We start from the raw sequence: 14,751 nt of genomic DNA, 5'->3' as shown, positions 1-14,751 counted from the left end.
CGTTTTCTGGGAGCTGCCTCCGTAGCGCTGGATATTCCCATAGATGACTTGGGTCCCACAGCGCTGAAATCAGAGAAACCGGTCCGAATCAGTACCACCTGTACCGTTTTTGCCGAGACGGAAGTTCTATCGTGGCTGGGTAAGGGGAAGAAAATTGAAGATATCCTCATGGGAGTTCATCAATCCATTTCCTCCCGCTCTATTGCACTATTGCGCAGGGTGGGAATCGAGAATGAAGTAACCTTCACCGGCGGTGTGGCCAAAAACAGCGGCATGATAGAAGTTCTCAATCAAAACATGGGCATGGGAGTCAACGTGAGTGAAGATTCTCACTACATGGGCGCTATCGGTGCAGCCCTCTTCGCCATGGACCACATTATGACCAGCAGGATGCCTGCAGGAGCTGAAGCATGAGTTACGTTGCTGGAATTGATGTCGGTTCTACCTATACTAAAGCGATCGTTATGTCGCCGGACAGTGAAATTGTAGGTCGAGCCATGGATTCAACTGGATTCAAGCTGGATAAGGCAGCTGAAAGGGTATATGATAAAGTTCTGGAAAAGAATAGCTTGACCAGAGATCAGGTCGACTATGTTATAGCTACCGGCTATGGTCGCCACCGTGTCCCCTTCTGTGATCTTACCGTTACAGACCTTACTGCCACAGCACGAGGGTCAAACTTCTTCTTTCCTGACACCCGGACGGTGCTCGATATCGGCGGGCAGACCATGAAAGCAAGTCGCCTTGACGATAAGGTGAAGGTAAAGTCTTTCAGACTCAATGATAAATGTGCTGCCGGTACAGGGGCATTCCTGGAAAAGACCGCTCACTACATGGGCTATTCAACCGAAGAAATTGGCCCCCTGGTTCATACTTCACATGACGGTGTCTCAATCTCAGGTGTTTGCGCCGTATTTGCTGAATCTGAAGTTATTAACCAGCTCTCCATCGGCTCAGCACCGGCGGACATTATGCGGGGCGCTATGTTCTCTCTGGTTAAGCGGTGCGTCCAGTTGATGAAACGGGTCCGGATGGAACCGCAATTCACGCTGGCTGGAGGCATTATCCGCTTTCCTACTATGGTGAAAATGCTCATTGAATCTCTCGAGGGAGAAGTCAATGTTGCAAAAGATGACATGCCGCAATATGCCACGGCCTTAGGTGCCGCTGTTCTGGCACGGCAGCGACTAACAAAAGTGATAGCAGAGTCATGAGTGAACTGTATGGTGTAGCTGAAACACCAAGAGATGTGGCGTTTGAGGCCGACGGGTGGGAAAAACAATTCACCTGCGGTGAACCGCGTCTCTCGGAAATGGTTGAACTTTTTACTTCCATGGGGAGGGAAATCCATCTCGAACCTATGGCGTCCGAAGATCGTCCTTTAGGGGTAGATTGTGAAGCGTGCTTCACTAGTTGCGGAGAAAAGATGCAGACAATCTGGACCAGAAAAAAAATATGAGCAAATCAAGTTATTTCATTAGTAAGACGTTTGCATTGGATGGATCTTTTGCATAGCGTTGGATATATAAATCAGGAGTAACAGAATGGTGCGCCTTCAGACCACATTTGACATCTTTGGCTGGTACGATGAGGTAAAGAACAGCGGTAAACCGATAGCATGGTGTTCAGCATTTGCACCCGCAGAAATCTTGATGGCCATGGATATTATTCCAGTCTATCCGGAAAATCACGCCGCTATTCTGGGTGCCCTGTCAAAAGATCGCAATCCCGATCATCCATATAGCTGGGAGGCGATTGATCTCTCCAAGAAGAGAAAATTACAGCCGCCGAAATTTTGTACTTATTCTTTGAGTGATATGGGGATACTGTTGGGTGATGCTGAATCTCCTATCAATGGCCTCCCTGACCCTGATATGTTTTATGCCTGTGACAGTCAGTGTTCTGTTGTAGAGAGATGGGGCGATGAGGTCCAAGAGATCTTTGATGAGCGAGGTAAGGATGTGCCGCATTACGTGTTGCATGCTCCTCCTTTAACTAAGGCTGAGGGGCACACACCAGAGGAACTGAATCAATTCGCCAGCGAGATACGGCGACATATCGCTGAAATTGAGCACCGTTTTAATCTGAGTTTTGATGAGGAACGTCTTGCCGAAATCGTAGCCGAATCAGACAGAGCCAATAAATTTTGGCAGCAGTGTCTTGAAACGGCGCGCAAGCGTCCCACACCGTGGACGAATATTGATGCATTTACCGCCATGGCGCCTATTGTAATTGCCCGCGGTGACAAGAAATGTACGGACTACTATGAATCTCTTTTGAAAGAATTGGAAGAGAGAATTGCCAACGGAGTAGAGGCTGTCCCTGGTGAGAAAGTACGTTTGGTGTGGGATGCCATCCCCATCTGGCCGCGAAAAAACTGGCTGGCCAAGTTTTGCGAAGAACGTCAAACCGCTTTTGTTGCCAGCACGTACACCCACAGTTGGTGGTTCGATTTCGACAGTTCGGCGCCCATGGAATCGCTGGTTAAGCGCTATGCTTGGAACACCATGAACCGGTCGAAGGAGTGGATTTTGAACTGGACGCTGGACATGGTGAAAGACTACCAGGCCGACGGTATTGTGGCCCATTGGAATAACAGTTGTGGCAGATGGAACAGCTATGTAAAACGGCGCCTGCCGGGACTTGAAGAAGCTGGAATCCCTACGCTGGTGATTGAGGCGGATATGGTGGATGCCAGATTTTTCGATGAGAAGAAAGTCTCAGATCAACTGGACTCCTTTATTCAGTCCATCGCCTGACAGCCGCTGGCACAAAGAGAATGATCTCTTGAGAGAAACGGGTCTGATGATGCGACAACGGGTGATATGCTCTTCCTTGGAAAGCCTGAATCACGTGCCAGGTCTACTTTCATCTACATAGTGTAAGGGAAGACGTATGTCAGAACCCCCTCTTCTTCAGAGTGACCTTCAACTTCCGCAATACTCCCTTAATCTGGCGCAGATGCTCAACAGAAATGCCTCAGATTTCTCAGATCACCCAATCTACCAGGAGATACAGGATGGTGAGTATGCACCCCTGTCGTGGAACCAGTTTCGGCAACACGTAATATCTATTCAGTACTATCTTGAGTCCGTCGGCTTACGGCCGGGAGACCGAATGGCAATCCTGTCTCCCAACAGGCAGGAGATGCTTGAGCTGGAGTTGGCCGTCATGGCCATGGGAGGAAGGGCGGTGCCCATCTTTGCCGGCTACAGCGCGGACTGGGCCGATCGCCTGGTTGAGTTCTGTGAGCCAAAGTTTGTTGCTGTAGCTGATGAGTCGCAGTACGATAAAATGCGTGCTCCAGACAAGTTTGACAGGATTATTCATTTTGATGCTCTCTCGAGCTGCAGCGAAAACTGTGTCTCCTTTACCGAATTGTTAGCTTCGTCTCCAGTCGAGGAGATTGCTGGGGGAGAGGTGGCCTCTGACGAGGTCTGTCTTATGATGTACACTTCTGGTACCATGGGGAAGCCCAAGTGTGTTCAACTGACGCACAGTAATATCCTGTCTCAGCAGGCGGCCATGCGTGTTCTCTGGCAACTCAGTGATAAGGACAGGTTTCTTTCCTATCTTCCGTGGCATCATAGTTTCGGCGGCATTTTTGAGAAGTATGCCGCCATTTGTAACGGCGCTGTTCTGTCCCTTGAAAACAGCTTTGGCAAAGATACTGAGATGCTCATGAGTAACTGGCGCAAGGTACGCCCGACAGTCTTTTTTAGCGTGCCGCGTATATATCAGAATATCGCCACACTGATTCTGCAGGATGAAGAGATTGAACGGCTCATATTCCACGATGAACTACGATTTGTATTTACCGCCGCCGCACCGCTACCGAAAAGCATTTCCGACATGTTCGAAAGCAGGCAGATCCCTGTCTATGAAGGGTGGGGTCTGACGGAAACGTCCCCGTGCTGTACCGTGACCGATCCCCATGTCCCTAGGAAAAGAGGCGTTGTGGGCAAGTCAATTCCCGGCATCACCCTCAAACTGGAGGATGATGGGGAAATCTTGGTCAAAGGCCCGAACGTCATGAAGGGATACTTCAACAATCCTGAAGAAACCAGGAAAGTACTCGCTGAAGACGGCTGGTTCCGGACGGGAGATGTAGGGGAATGTGTAGAAACAGGGCTTCGACTGATCGCGCGCAAAGACCGTATCTTCAAACTGTCAAATGCTGAAAAAGTCGTCCCCACGGAAATTGAGAGTCTCATCTATAAGGATTGTGCCTATCTTGCTCACGCTTTTGTGACAGGCAATGGAAGAGACTATCCTGTCGCCCTGCTTTTTCCCAATTCGGCCATGTTTTGCCAAAAACCAGACGAATCCCAGCTGATGGAAGGGTGTCAATGTCCACAGAATCTTGGTGAGTATTTTCAATGCCTTAACAACTGCCTGATGAGGTGGAATGATCTCACCGCCGCCAAGTATGCCCGTCTGAAGAGAGCTATGCTCATCGATCATGAATTGACGATTGAGGATGGAGAGCTGACCCCTTCCATGAAACTGGCGCCCAATATTGTCGCTAAAGTGTTCAAAGCGGAGATAGAAAGTCTTTACGATTCTGAAGAACCGATCAGGGAAGATGTTTTCGTCATTAATCTCGGAGAGAATCAGCCGGATTTGAGTAGCGCTGATTCTGGAGAAGTTACCCTGTCGTGATACTCTCCACTATTACCCAACACGCAAAGAACCGGGCTGAAATCGAGACTTGTTGAGTAAATTATCGGGTAAGTTAGAAGAAGATTTGAGAGTAGATTTATTGGTTGGAATGGAAGATGACTGAATGAACGATCGGGCTAAACTTTCAGTTGCTGTAGTGGGTGCCGGTCCCATAGGTTCCATACTGTCAGCCCATCTTCTCGAGGCGGGAGCTGACGTTGTCATCTGTGATGTGAGTCAGGCAAGGTTGGACGTAATCGGTAAGAACGGGATCGTGTTGCGCAACTCCATCCATAAGACATTGCCTGCCTCGGATACAGTACGCTCTATCAGTGAGCTGTCCGGTTATCAAATGGATCTGGTTATCATCGCTGTAAAATGTCCTTATCTCGTTTCTGTTCTAGAGGAGATCGGCCGGATCGATTCAGGTAATTTTTTTCTGATGAGTGCCCAGAACGGCCTCGGGACAGAGGATGACATAAGCACTCTCTTCTCGGCGGACAGGACTCTGCGCATGGTGATCAATTTCGCCGGCAACCTGGTAAAGTCAGAAGATGAGACACAAGCAGGTGTTGTTAATGTCACTTTCTTCAATCCACCTAATTACGTGGCCGCCATGTCCGATGCGGGGAGGGCGATCGAAGCCGGATTTATAGAAGCTCTAAACTCCGCTGGACTGACGACAGAATCGTCTTCCCATATTCAGCTCCATATCTGGGAAAAGGTGATTCTCAATAACGCCCTTTGTGCCCTCTGCGCTGTGACAGGTAAAACCATGGGTGAAGTGATGTCATTTCCGTCTACTCTCCAAATGGTGGAGGGGATTATTGAAGAATCGTTAGAGGTAGCGCAAGCCGAAGGAGTCGAACTCGATGATGACTTTCCTGCAACTGCTATCGATTATCTCAATAAGGGTGGCGCACACAAGCCGACTATGCTCGTGGATGTGGAGAATGGTCTTCTGACAGAGATTGATTATCTCAATGGAAAGATTGAGCTGTACGGCAACAAGCACGAAATAGCTACGCCCCTCAATTCTGCTTTGACAGCTATGGTGAAGTTAGTGGAGGCGGGATACGGTGATGGATAAGATTAGCGCTTATCAGATGACGGGCCGCGATGAGCCTTTTGAAAAGGTGGAGCTTCCCGTGCCGGAAATCGGGAAGGAGGACGTTCTTGTGGAAGTAGCTGGATGTGGTGTCTGTCATACAGATCTGAGCTTCTGGCACTATGGCGTTCCCACCCGCCACGAACTACCTCTTGTTCTGGGGCACGAGATCAGCGGCACCGTGCTGGAAGGACCTCCTGAACTTGTAGGAAAAGCGGTCATCATTCCGGCAGTACTGCCGTGTGGCGAGTGTGAACTGTGCAAGCAAGGCAGGAGTAATATTTGCCAGCGTCAGAAAATGCCCGGCAACGATTTTCATGGTGGATTCGCCAGCCATGTGGTTGCGCCGTCCAGATACGTGGCCACAGTGTCTGAAGCTGCCATCTCCCGGCACAGTCTGGCTGAACTTGCAGTCATCGCTGACGCTGTTTCAACTCCCTATCAGGTCATTGTTAAGAGTGGCTTGAAGAGCGGTGATTTCGCTGTTGTCATCGGCGTTGGCGGAATCGGCATTTACGGTGCCCAGTTGGCGAAGGTCTTCGGCGCGCATATTCTGGCTATCGATATATCACAGGACAGACTGGATTGCCTGAAAAAGGCTGGCATCGAAAGAAGGCTGAATTCAGAAGGACTCAAAATCAAGGAGATTAAGCGCCAGGTGAAAGAAATCGGTAAAGATCTTGGCGTGCTGCCGTATGGATGGAAGATCTTTGAGATGTCAGGGACGAAAGCGGGGCAGGAACTTGCCTATGCACTCCTCGGCACCGCCGGCACACTCTCCATCGTCGGCTTTACCATGGATAAGCTGGAAGTGCGCCTGAGCAATCTGATGGCTTTCGATGGGCAGGTGATCGGTACGTGGGGCTGTAAGCCTGAACTTTATGCTGAGATCATCGATCTTGTTGCTGAGGGGCAAGTGGAACTGAGCCCATTTACCGAGACCAGACCCATGTCCACTATCAACGAAGTGTTTCAGCAGATGCTGGCACATAAGCTGGTAAAGCGGTCTGTGCTTATTCCCGATTTTGATTAGATCATTGTGGAGGTGAAATAGAAAACGATGAATAAAAATCTTACCAGTCACAACATTACAGAAGTGGACTTCAAGGAGATTATTTATGAATTGCGTCCGTGTATCGATAAGGACAGTGAAACCGTAGAAGGGTTATATAACGCCTGGATTTTCCTGAACAATCCGCAGCAGTACAATTCCTACACCACAGCGGCTGTAAAGGAGATTATTCTTGCTTTCCGGCAAGCCTCTAATGACCGCTCAGTGGTGGCAGTTGTATTCACGGCTGTGGGCGATAAGGCGTTCTGCACCGGCGGCAATACTAAGGAATATGCCGAGTACTACACTGGACGTCCGACAGAGTACAAGCAGTACATGCGTCTGTTCAACGATATGATTACATCGATTCTTCACTGCGACAAGCCTGTCATCTGCCGAGTAAACGGCATGCGTATTGCCGGCGGTCAAGAGATAGGCATGGCGTGCGATTTTACCGTTGCCAGCGACTTGGCGGTGTTTGGCCAGGCGGGACCGAAGCACGGCAGCGCCCCGGACGGTGGCAGTACTGATTTTCTGCACCTCTATGTAGGTATCGAGCGCGCCATGCAGAGCTGTACCCTGTGCGAGATGTGGGGCGCCTATGAGTCTAAGACTTTTGGGTTGATTTCAGATGCGGTGCCGGTATTGAAAGTGGATGGCGAATTCGTACGTAATCCGCTGGTGGTTACCGACCACTGGTTGGACGGTTCAGGTGAAGTCATTTACGGCAGACGCAAATCGGGCGACGATCTAAAAGCAGGCAAAGAACTCCTTGCCAAGGGAGAAATTGATCTGACGCCGCTGGATGACGCGGTCAACGCCCTGGCGACGAAGCTGATGTATATGATGCCTGATTGTACCAGCAAAACATTGAACAGTATGCGCAAGAAGAAGCTGGAGCACTGGGATCAGAATGCTCAGACCAATCGCGACTGGCTCGCGCTGAACATGATGACGGAGGCGAAGGCGGGATTCAGGGCATTTAATGAGGGGCCGAAAGGTAATCGTGAAGTGGACTTCATCAAACTGCGCCGGATGCTGGCGGAAGGGCATCCGTGGGATGATGAGTTGGTGGAAGCGATTTTGCCTAAATAACCATGGGGGAAATAACCACAGAATCACTTTTTAGCGGCCAGGTGGTCCGGTTCACACTTAATGCACCCAAAGCAAATGTCCTGGATGCGGAAATGATGATGGCACTGCAGTCTGAACTTGAGGAAACTGGGGCGGACGTTAAGCTTATTCAGTTTACAGGTGCAGGAGATCATTTCAGTTTTGGAGCATCGGTGCCTGAACATTCAAAGGAAAATGCACCAGAAATGTTGCGTCATTTCCACGGACTTTTCCTGACACTCATCGATCTGGCCACGCCCACCATGGCGCTGGTCTCAGGGCAGTGTCTCGGAGGTGGATTGGAACTGGCCATCATGTGCAACTTCCTCTTCGTTGACAACAGCGCCAGACTGGGACAGCCCGAAATCAATTTAGGTGTCTTCGCGCCACCGGCTTCGCTGATTCTACCGATGAAGATCGGTCAGACGCGAGCTGATGATTTGCTCCTGACCGGGAGGAGTATGACTGCGGAAGAGGCGTTGACTGCCGGCCTAGTGACAGAGATATTTGACGATCGGCAAACAATGCTGGAGGGGGCCGACGAGTGGATTCACAAACAGATTCTGCCTAAGAGTGCTTCATCGCTCAAATTTGCTGTGCGGGCCGCGCGAAAACAGTTTAACGCAACTCTGAAGAGCGAGCTTAGCAAGCTGGCCAAGTTTTATACAGATGAATTGATGGCGTCCCACGATGCCAGTGAAGGTATCGCCTCTTTCATGGAGAAGCGTAAGGCTGAGTGGAAGGACCGCTGACAGGGCGCGCTATCTGTGTATTGTATAAGCGGAACTATTGCAAAAGAGACATATGGAGCAGATTGAACTGACTGTGAACGGCTTCACCAGGACGCTCCTGGTTAAGCCTCATGAAACTCTGCTCGTCACCCTTCGTGAGCGGCTCTATCTGACGGGAACTAAACTGGGATGCGATGAGGCGACCTGCGGCTGCTGTACCGTCCTCTTGGACGGGAAACCTGTGTTAAGCTGTATAACGCCCACCATGAGATGTGAAGGGCGAGAGATTCTTACCATTGAAGGGGTTACCGCTGGTGACGGACTGCATCCGGTTCAGAAACATATGGTAGAAAATGGCGGCATGCAGTGTGGTTTCTGCACGCCCGGAGTGGTGATGACAGCCATCCCTTTTCTGGAAGAGAATCGCGATGCATCCATAGATGACATCAAGGAAGGATTGTCGGGCAATCTGTGCCGCTGCACCGGCTACAAGAAGATCATTGAAGCTGTGAAGGATGCTGCAGAGGAGATGAGGAAGTGAACGGGCCCATCGGAAAACGGACGCCCTATATTGATGCCGTTCAGAAAGTGACGGGTCGGGCCATGTACACCGATGATTTCCGCTATCCCGACATGCTGTATGTGGGCCTTCTCAGGAGTCCTCATGGTCACGCCCGCATCAAAGAGATTGATACCTCTGCAGCTGACAACTTCCCCGGCGTCCGGGCTGTGACCTTGGGTGAGGATATGCCTATCTCATTCGGCATTCTGCCCATCAGTCCCGATGAGACCGCCATGGCGGTGGACAAGGTTCGCTACGCGGGAGAGATTGTGGCGGCGGTGGCCGCGGAGACGCCTGATATTGCAAGAGAAGCCGCCGGACTGATCAAGGTTAAATACGATCCCATCCGCTCCTTTCTCTCTCCTGAGGATTCGATGGAAGAGTGCGCTGCGGATGAGAAAATCCACAGCCATACCAAGGATGGAAAGAATATCCATAAGATGGCCGAGTTGCGATTCAATCAGCCGGAAGAGGCGCTGGAGGCGTCACCTTTCAGCAGGACGGAATCGTTCAAGTTTGCCGGTGTAACTCACGCCTTTACTGAACCTCACAGTACCGTTGCCATCTGGAACCGGGACGAAACCCTCACGGTGATCAGCGCCACCCAGGTTCCACACTATCTGCACGAGACGCTGGCGAAGGTGCTAGAACTGCCGAAACGAAAGATCCGGGTAAAGAAGCCAGCTTTGGGCGGCGGCTTCGGCGGCAAGAGCGATCCTTTCCCTCATGAACTGATCACTTCCTACCTGGCAATGAAGACGCACCGTCCGGTGAAATGCACCTTTTCCCGGGAAGAAGTTTTTCTCACCAATCACGGCCGCCACCCCACTGACATGACCATAGGTGTAGGCTGTGACAAGAATGGAATTATCACCGCCCTGAATGCGGATACCGTAATTGATGGTGGCGCCTACGCCAGCTTTGGTGTGGTGACAACATATTACAACGGCGTTCTGCTTCAAGGACCCTATAAAATAGACAGCTTCGGTTTCAGGACCCGGCGGACGTATACCAACAAGCCTCAGTGCGGCGCCATGCGCGGTCACGGAGCAGTCAATCCTCGCTATGCCGTGGAAGTGGTGCTGGATATGCTGGCTCACGATGTGGGTATCAATCCTTGCGATCTGAGAGATAGTAACTTCCTGTCGGAGAATACGCTGACGGCGGGGCAACTGCGCATCACCAGTAACGGTGTCCGCGACTGCCTGAAGGCTGTCCGGCAGAAGTCCGATTGGGATAAGCGTTATGGTAAGCTGCCGTACGGCCGGGGATTGGGCGTCGCTTGCGGTTTTTACATCAGCGGTAGTGCCCTGCCCATCAACTGGAACAGATACCCACAGACGGTGGTGCATGCCGAGCTCGATTATGACGGCAGAGTTGTCGTATTCAGCGGCGCCAGCGATATCGGGCAGGGCAGCGATACCATGCTGGTTCAAATTGCGGCTGAAGAGCTGGGCATCCCGATGGATCGTGTTCAGATCGAGGTGGCGGATACGAAGACGACGCCGGTCGATTTGGGGAGCTATTCCAGCCGGGTCACCTTTATGGTGGGCAATGCCGCTAAAATGGCTGTTGAAAAACTGCGCCTTGAGATGACGAAAGCGATCTCTGCTGAAAAGAAAGTTGCGGCGGACAGTGTTAAGTTTAAAGACGGCCGTATCGTTAGTGAGGACGGCACTCTGGATCTCAGCTGGGATGAGGGGGTGGAGATCGCTCTGGCTGGGCGTGGTGCCTTTGTGGAGAGCGGACATTATATCTCGCCGAAGATGGGCGGCAAGTTCAAGGGATCCGGTGCCGGTCTCAGTCCGGCATACAGCTTTGGCGCCTTTGTGGCCGAAGTAGTTGTAAACGCCAACACGGGACAACTGAAAGTGGAGAAGATCTGGGGTGCACACGATTGTGGTAAAGCGCTCAATCCTCTGGCGGTGGAAGGTCAGATTGAAGGGAGTATCCACATGGGATTGGGGCAGGCGATTTCAGAAGAATTGCGCTATGAGAACGGGCAGCAGATGAACGCTAATTTTTTCGATTATCGGATTCCCACCACCCTCGATACACCGGAGATGGATATAACCATTGTGGAGTCTAATGATGCAGAAGGACCCTACGGCGCCAAGGAAGCAGGTGAAGGCCCCATTCATCCGGTGCTGCCCGCCATCGGCAATGCTATCTTCGATGCTGTGGGAATCAGGATGTTGGAGTTACCAATCACTCCTGATAAGCTACTGTATAAGATCAGAGAAAAGAGCGAAGCTTGAACGATTCTCTCTATATCAGACCGCCTACTGTAGATGAGGCGCTCGTTAAAGCTGCTGAGCATCAGGGTGACTACCTCTATTTCGGCGGCGGTACAGATATTCAGATCTACCGCAAACAGGAACTCGCTCGGCAGCGGACGGTCATCGATCTGAGTGACATCGATGGCTTGCGTGCTATCCAGAAGGGTAAGGACGGACTCACCATCGGTTCCATGGTGACGCTGGATGAGATTATCACTGCAGCCGTCATACAGGACGAATTTCCTCTGATCGCTGAGGCGGCAAAGTCGGTAGCGACCCCAGTGGTGCGCAAGTCCGCCACCATCGGCGGCAATCTTCTGGTACAGAATCGCTGTACCTTTTACAACCAGTCTAAAGCGTGGCGGAAGGCCATCGGTTCATGTCTCAAGGAAGTGGGCGATATCTGTCAGGTTACGGGCGGAAAAGATAAGTGTTTCGCTCGAAACGTGTCTGACACAGCCCCGGCCCTTATGGTCTTGGAGGCGACAGTTGTTATACACAATAGAGATGCTATAGTTGGAATACCGTTGAAGGACATATATGTAGCAGACGGGATTCAGGAACATATCCACTTGGATGATGATGCCATCTTGACTGAGATTAAAATTGCACGTGAGCCCGAGAGGTGGTGGTTCCGCAAGCTACGTCTGCGGCGAAGTGTTGACTTTACCTCTCTCACAGTTGCGGCAACAGTTGACTCTGACGGAACGGCCCGTGTCTGTCTGAACGGTGTATCCATGGCTCCGGTTCTTGTGGAACAACCCCTCTCCTCCATGACGCTTGAAGATCTGATCCGGCGAGCACGCAAAGAGTGCAAGACTGTGGATAACGACATGATGCCGCTGAAATACCGCCGTGAAATGATCGACGTCTATCTAACAGATTGGTGGCATTCCATAGCAGATGCGCGTTAGATTGAAGCGCAGGAACGGTCCGAAAACAAATTGTTCTAGAACTATCATATGAAGGAGAATTATTGTGAGTCCATATCGCGGCATTGACTACTATGATTTAGACAGTCTTCTCTCTGAAGATGAGCTTGCGATCAGAGAGATGGTTCACGATTTTGTGCAGAATGAGTTCATGCCTGTTATCCATGAACATCACAAGAATGAAACTTTCCCCACCGAAATGATCGGCAGACTTGGTGAACTCGGTCTGTTGGGTTCAAATCTTCCCGAGGAGTACGGTTGCGCCGGGATCAACAGTGTGGCTTATGGATTTGTCATGCATGAGCTGGAACGGGGAGATTCCGGGTTGAGGAGTTTTGCCTCGGTTCAGGGTGCGCTGGTGATGTACCCCATCTGGTGTTTTGGCAGTGAAGATCAGAAGAAGAAGTGGCTACCGCGTCTCGCTTCCGGCGAAGCGGTGGGGTGCTTTGGTCTCACGGAGCCGGACTACGGCTCAAATCCAGGGGGAATGATCACGAGATTCCAGCGAGAGGGGGACGACTATATTATTAATGGCGCCAAGATGTGGATTACGAACGGTACGCTGGCGGATGTGGCTCTTGTCTGGGCCAAGGGTGAGAACAATATCATCAAAGGTTTCCTGGTGGAAAAGAAGACGCCGGGCTTCACCAGTCGAAAGATGACCGGTAAACTTTCTCTTCGGGCGTCAGATACAGGAGAGCTCCTGTTTGATGACTGCAGAGTCGGGGAGGATGACGTTTTGCCGGGAGTCGAAGGACTGAAGGGTCCGCTTTCGTGTCTGACGCAGGCGAGGTACGGCATCGCCTGGGGCGCCATCGGATCGGCCGTGGCGTGCTACGAGACGGCCCTGGAATATGCGAAGGAGAGAATTCAGTTCGATAAACCTATCGGCGCGTTCCAGTTGACGCAAAAGAAGCTGGTTGAAATGTTAACGGAAATCACAAAGGGACAGCTGCTGGCCTACCAGCTCGGGCGGATTAAGGATAAGGACAAGCTGAGACCGCAGCAAGTCTCCATGGCAAAGATGAACAATGTTGCCATGGCGCGGGAGGTGGTGCGATCTGCCAGAGAGATTCTCGGTGCAAACGGTATCATGGAGGAGTACGATGTGATGCGGCATGAGATGAATCTGGAAAGCGTCTACACGTATGAGGGGACTCACGAGATCCACACTCTGGCAATCGGGGCTGATGTGACGGGATTGGACGCGTTTAGATAGACTCTATTTGATTTGCATGGACAGGCAAGGTAGAAGATGCGCCCCGCCGTGGCGGTCTTTCAGCGTGGCAGGATGCTTGTCCTACAGTCTCAGAACTGGACGGGTGAGGCACGTCGGTCCGCCGGCCCCTTTGAGGGAAATCTCACTCCCGTCATAGACTGAAACTTCCACCCCTTCTTCCTCCAGAACCGCCCGTGTCATAGGATTGCCATCGATCATGATGATCTTCCGCGGCGCCACCGCTAGAATGTTGCACGCCATGGAGTCCCACTCGCTGTCCGGAACTTCAACGAACCTCATGCCGCGATTGAGCAGATAGTCCCGGAACGGCACCGGCATGAGGCGGGAGTAGACTACGGCGAGGTCGTGATCCACGGGACTGATGAAGGAGAGGAGGTGGAGGCAGTCGGCGGGGCCGGCCCAATGTGGAAGGGGGACGGAGATCACCTCATCCACAAGGTTGCCAAGCAGTTCTCCAAACTGGCGAATCCCCTCAGCATTGGATCGATAGCCTTCACCCACAGCTACGGTTCGCTCATCGAGCCAAAGGACGTCGCCGCCCTCGAGCTTACCGTCACCGGTGATGGTGCCGAGAATGGGGACGTCCATCTGCCGTAAGAACTCTCCCATGGCTTCCGGCTCGCCCTGACGCTGATCTTTTCCCATATTGCATAGGATGGCTCCCCTGGAGGTGATGACCGCCGGATCGTGGGTGTAGATGGAGTCGAGGCCGGTCTTCTCAGCTGGAGGGAGGAAATGGACATCTACGTCGAACTGATGGAGGAGATCAGCGAAGTGATCATAGTCGGCGATGGATTTGGAGAAGTCTGGCGGACCGAGATAGTTCAGAGACCGCCACTGATCTTCAAGATGATCATCGTCGATATAGGCGTCTTTGGGATGTTTAAGCAGTACGTGCTTTATTTCACCGATCATAGACTGGCAGTCTACTTTCATGAGATAAGATTTCCACCGCACCAATGAACGATCATGCCTGTCATCACTTTCGTGGCGATGATTACCTCTTCTACTTCCACGTATTCATTTGCCGCATGGGCAAGACGCACATCTCCCGGTCCGTACAGCACGGCCGG

The 14,751-nt window shown here is 51.5% G+C and carries 14 protein-coding genes; 13 read left to right on the top strand and 1 reads right to left on the bottom strand.

Features of this window, described 5'->3' with window-relative positions:
- From QF669_04670 to QF669_04610, 13 genes are all read left to right on the top strand, one after another.
- Nucleotides 1–414: BadF/BadG/BcrA/BcrD ATPase family protein (locus tag QF669_04670; protein MDP6456736.1), on the top strand; the 414-nt coding region annotated here is incomplete at its 5' end.
- A complete protein-coding gene (locus tag QF669_04665) occupies nucleotides 411–1,214 on the top strand; it encodes an acyl-CoA dehydratase activase (GenBank protein MDP6456735.1) in 804 nt (267 codons plus the stop codon). The genes QF669_04670 and QF669_04665, both read left to right, overlap by 4 nt.
- Nucleotides 1,211–1,459 (top strand): hypothetical protein, encoded by a 249-nt coding sequence (locus QF669_04660; GenBank protein ID MDP6456734.1) that lies wholly within the window; start codon nucleotides 1,211–1,213, stop codon nucleotides 1,457–1,459. The genes QF669_04665 and QF669_04660 overlap by 4 nt, the downstream gene beginning before the upstream one ends.
- Nucleotides 1,460–1,544: 85 nt before the next feature.
- The gene (locus QF669_04655) at nucleotides 1,545–2,759 is read left to right on the top strand and encodes a 2-hydroxyacyl-CoA dehydratase family protein (protein ID MDP6456733.1); all 1,215 of its coding nucleotides are present in this window, start codon (nucleotides 1,545–1,547) and stop codon (nucleotides 2,757–2,759) included.
- 136 nt (nucleotides 2,760–2,895) lie between these two features.
- Complete coding sequence (locus tag QF669_04650) at nucleotides 2,896–4,662, top strand: AMP-binding protein (protein MDP6456732.1); 1,767 nt, start codon at nucleotides 2,896–2,898, stop codon at nucleotides 4,660–4,662.
- Nucleotides 4,663–4,786: 124 nt separating this feature from the next.
- Nucleotides 4,787–5,752 (top strand): 2-dehydropantoate 2-reductase, encoded by a 966-nt coding sequence (locus QF669_04645; GenBank protein ID MDP6456731.1) that lies wholly within the window; start codon nucleotides 4,787–4,789, stop codon nucleotides 5,750–5,752.
- Nucleotides 5,745–6,803, top strand: coding sequence for a 6-hydroxycyclohex-1-ene-1-carbonyl-CoA dehydrogenase (gene had, locus QF669_04640; GenBank protein ID MDP6456730.1), 1,059 nt, complete (start codon nucleotides 5,745–5,747; stop codon nucleotides 6,801–6,803). Before QF669_04645 ends, had begins: the two co-directional genes overlap by 8 nt.
- A gap of 27 nt (nucleotides 6,804–6,830) precedes the next feature.
- Nucleotides 6,831–7,916 (top strand): 6-oxocyclohex-1-ene-1-carbonyl-CoA hydratase, encoded by a 1,086-nt coding sequence (oah, locus tag QF669_04635; protein MDP6456729.1) that lies wholly within the window; start codon nucleotides 6,831–6,833, stop codon nucleotides 7,914–7,916.
- 2 nt (nucleotides 7,917–7,918) lie between these two features.
- Nucleotides 7,919–8,686 carry an enoyl-CoA hydratase-related protein gene (locus tag QF669_04630; protein MDP6456728.1) on the top strand — a complete coding sequence of 256 codons (768 nt, stop codon included), beginning with the start codon at nucleotides 7,919–7,921 and terminating at the stop codon, nucleotides 8,684–8,686.
- A gap of 52 nt (nucleotides 8,687–8,738) precedes the next feature.
- Nucleotides 8,739–9,206 carry a (2Fe-2S)-binding protein gene (locus QF669_04625; GenBank protein ID MDP6456727.1) on the top strand — a complete coding sequence of 156 codons (468 nt, stop codon included), beginning with the start codon at nucleotides 8,739–8,741 and terminating at the stop codon, nucleotides 9,204–9,206.
- Nucleotides 9,203–11,485 carry a molybdopterin-dependent oxidoreductase gene (locus tag QF669_04620; GenBank protein MDP6456726.1) on the top strand — a complete coding sequence of 761 codons (2,283 nt, stop codon included), beginning with the start codon at nucleotides 9,203–9,205 and terminating at the stop codon, nucleotides 11,483–11,485. The genes QF669_04625 and QF669_04620 overlap by 4 nt, the downstream gene beginning before the upstream one ends.
- The gene (locus tag QF669_04615; protein MDP6456725.1) at nucleotides 11,482–12,420 is read left to right on the top strand and encodes an FAD binding domain-containing protein; all 939 of its coding nucleotides are present in this window, start codon (nucleotides 11,482–11,484) and stop codon (nucleotides 12,418–12,420) included. The genes QF669_04620 and QF669_04615 overlap by 4 nt, the downstream gene beginning before the upstream one ends.
- A 64-nt stretch (nucleotides 12,421–12,484) precedes the next feature.
- Nucleotides 12,485–13,657: an acyl-CoA dehydrogenase family protein gene (locus tag QF669_04610; protein MDP6456724.1), complete on the top strand. Its 1,173-nt coding sequence runs from the start codon at nucleotides 12,485–12,487 to the stop codon at nucleotides 13,655–13,657.
- Nucleotides 13,658–13,738: 81 nt separating this feature from the next.
- On the opposite strand, the gene QF669_04605 is transcribed toward QF669_04610, so the two are convergent.
- Nucleotides 13,739–14,614: an arginine deiminase family protein gene (locus tag QF669_04605; protein MDP6456723.1), complete on the bottom strand. Its 876-nt coding sequence runs from the start codon at nucleotides 14,612–14,614 to the stop codon at nucleotides 13,739–13,741.
- Nucleotides 14,615–14,751: the final 137 nt, after the last annotated feature.

The sequence above is a fragment of the Candidatus Neomarinimicrobiota bacterium genome, from assembly GCA_030743815.1.
Lineage (GTDB): Bacteria > Fidelibacterota > Marinisomatia > Marinisomatales > S15-B10 > UBA2146.
The sequence above is the reverse complement of the archived record's forward strand: the minus strand, read 5'-3'. Positions and strand labels throughout refer to the sequence as shown.

What these genes read in the sequence shown, in the direction of transcription:
- QF669_04605 (MDP6456723.1), bottom strand. Translation starts at nt 14,614, where the DNA reads ATGAAAGTAGACTGCCAGTCTATGATCGGTGAAATAAAGCACGTACTG.
- QF669_04645 (MDP6456731.1), top strand. Translation starts at nt 4,787, where the DNA reads ATGAACGATCGGGCTAAACTTTCAGTTGCTGTAGTGGGTGCCGGTCCC.
- had (MDP6456730.1), top strand. Translation starts at nt 5,745, where the DNA reads ATGGATAAGATTAGCGCTTATCAGATGACGGGCCGCGATGAGCCTTTT.
- QF669_04660 (MDP6456734.1), top strand. Translation starts at nt 1,211, where the DNA reads ATGAGTGAACTGTATGGTGTAGCTGAAACACCAAGAGATGTGGCGTTT.
- oah (MDP6456729.1), top strand. Translation starts at nt 6,831, where the DNA reads ATGAATAAAAATCTTACCAGTCACAACATTACAGAAGTGGACTTCAAG.
- QF669_04655 (MDP6456733.1), top strand. Translation starts at nt 1,545, where the DNA reads ATGGTGCGCCTTCAGACCACATTTGACATCTTTGGCTGGTACGATGAG.
- QF669_04630 (MDP6456728.1), top strand. Translation starts at nt 7,919, where the DNA reads ATGGGGGAAATAACCACAGAATCACTTTTTAGCGGCCAGGTGGTCCGG.
- QF669_04650 (MDP6456732.1), top strand. Translation starts at nt 2,896, where the DNA reads ATGTCAGAACCCCCTCTTCTTCAGAGTGACCTTCAACTTCCGCAATAC.
- QF669_04665 (MDP6456735.1), top strand. Translation starts at nt 411, where the DNA reads ATGAGTTACGTTGCTGGAATTGATGTCGGTTCTACCTATACTAAAGCG.
- QF669_04625 (MDP6456727.1), top strand. Translation starts at nt 8,739, where the DNA reads ATGGAGCAGATTGAACTGACTGTGAACGGCTTCACCAGGACGCTCCTG.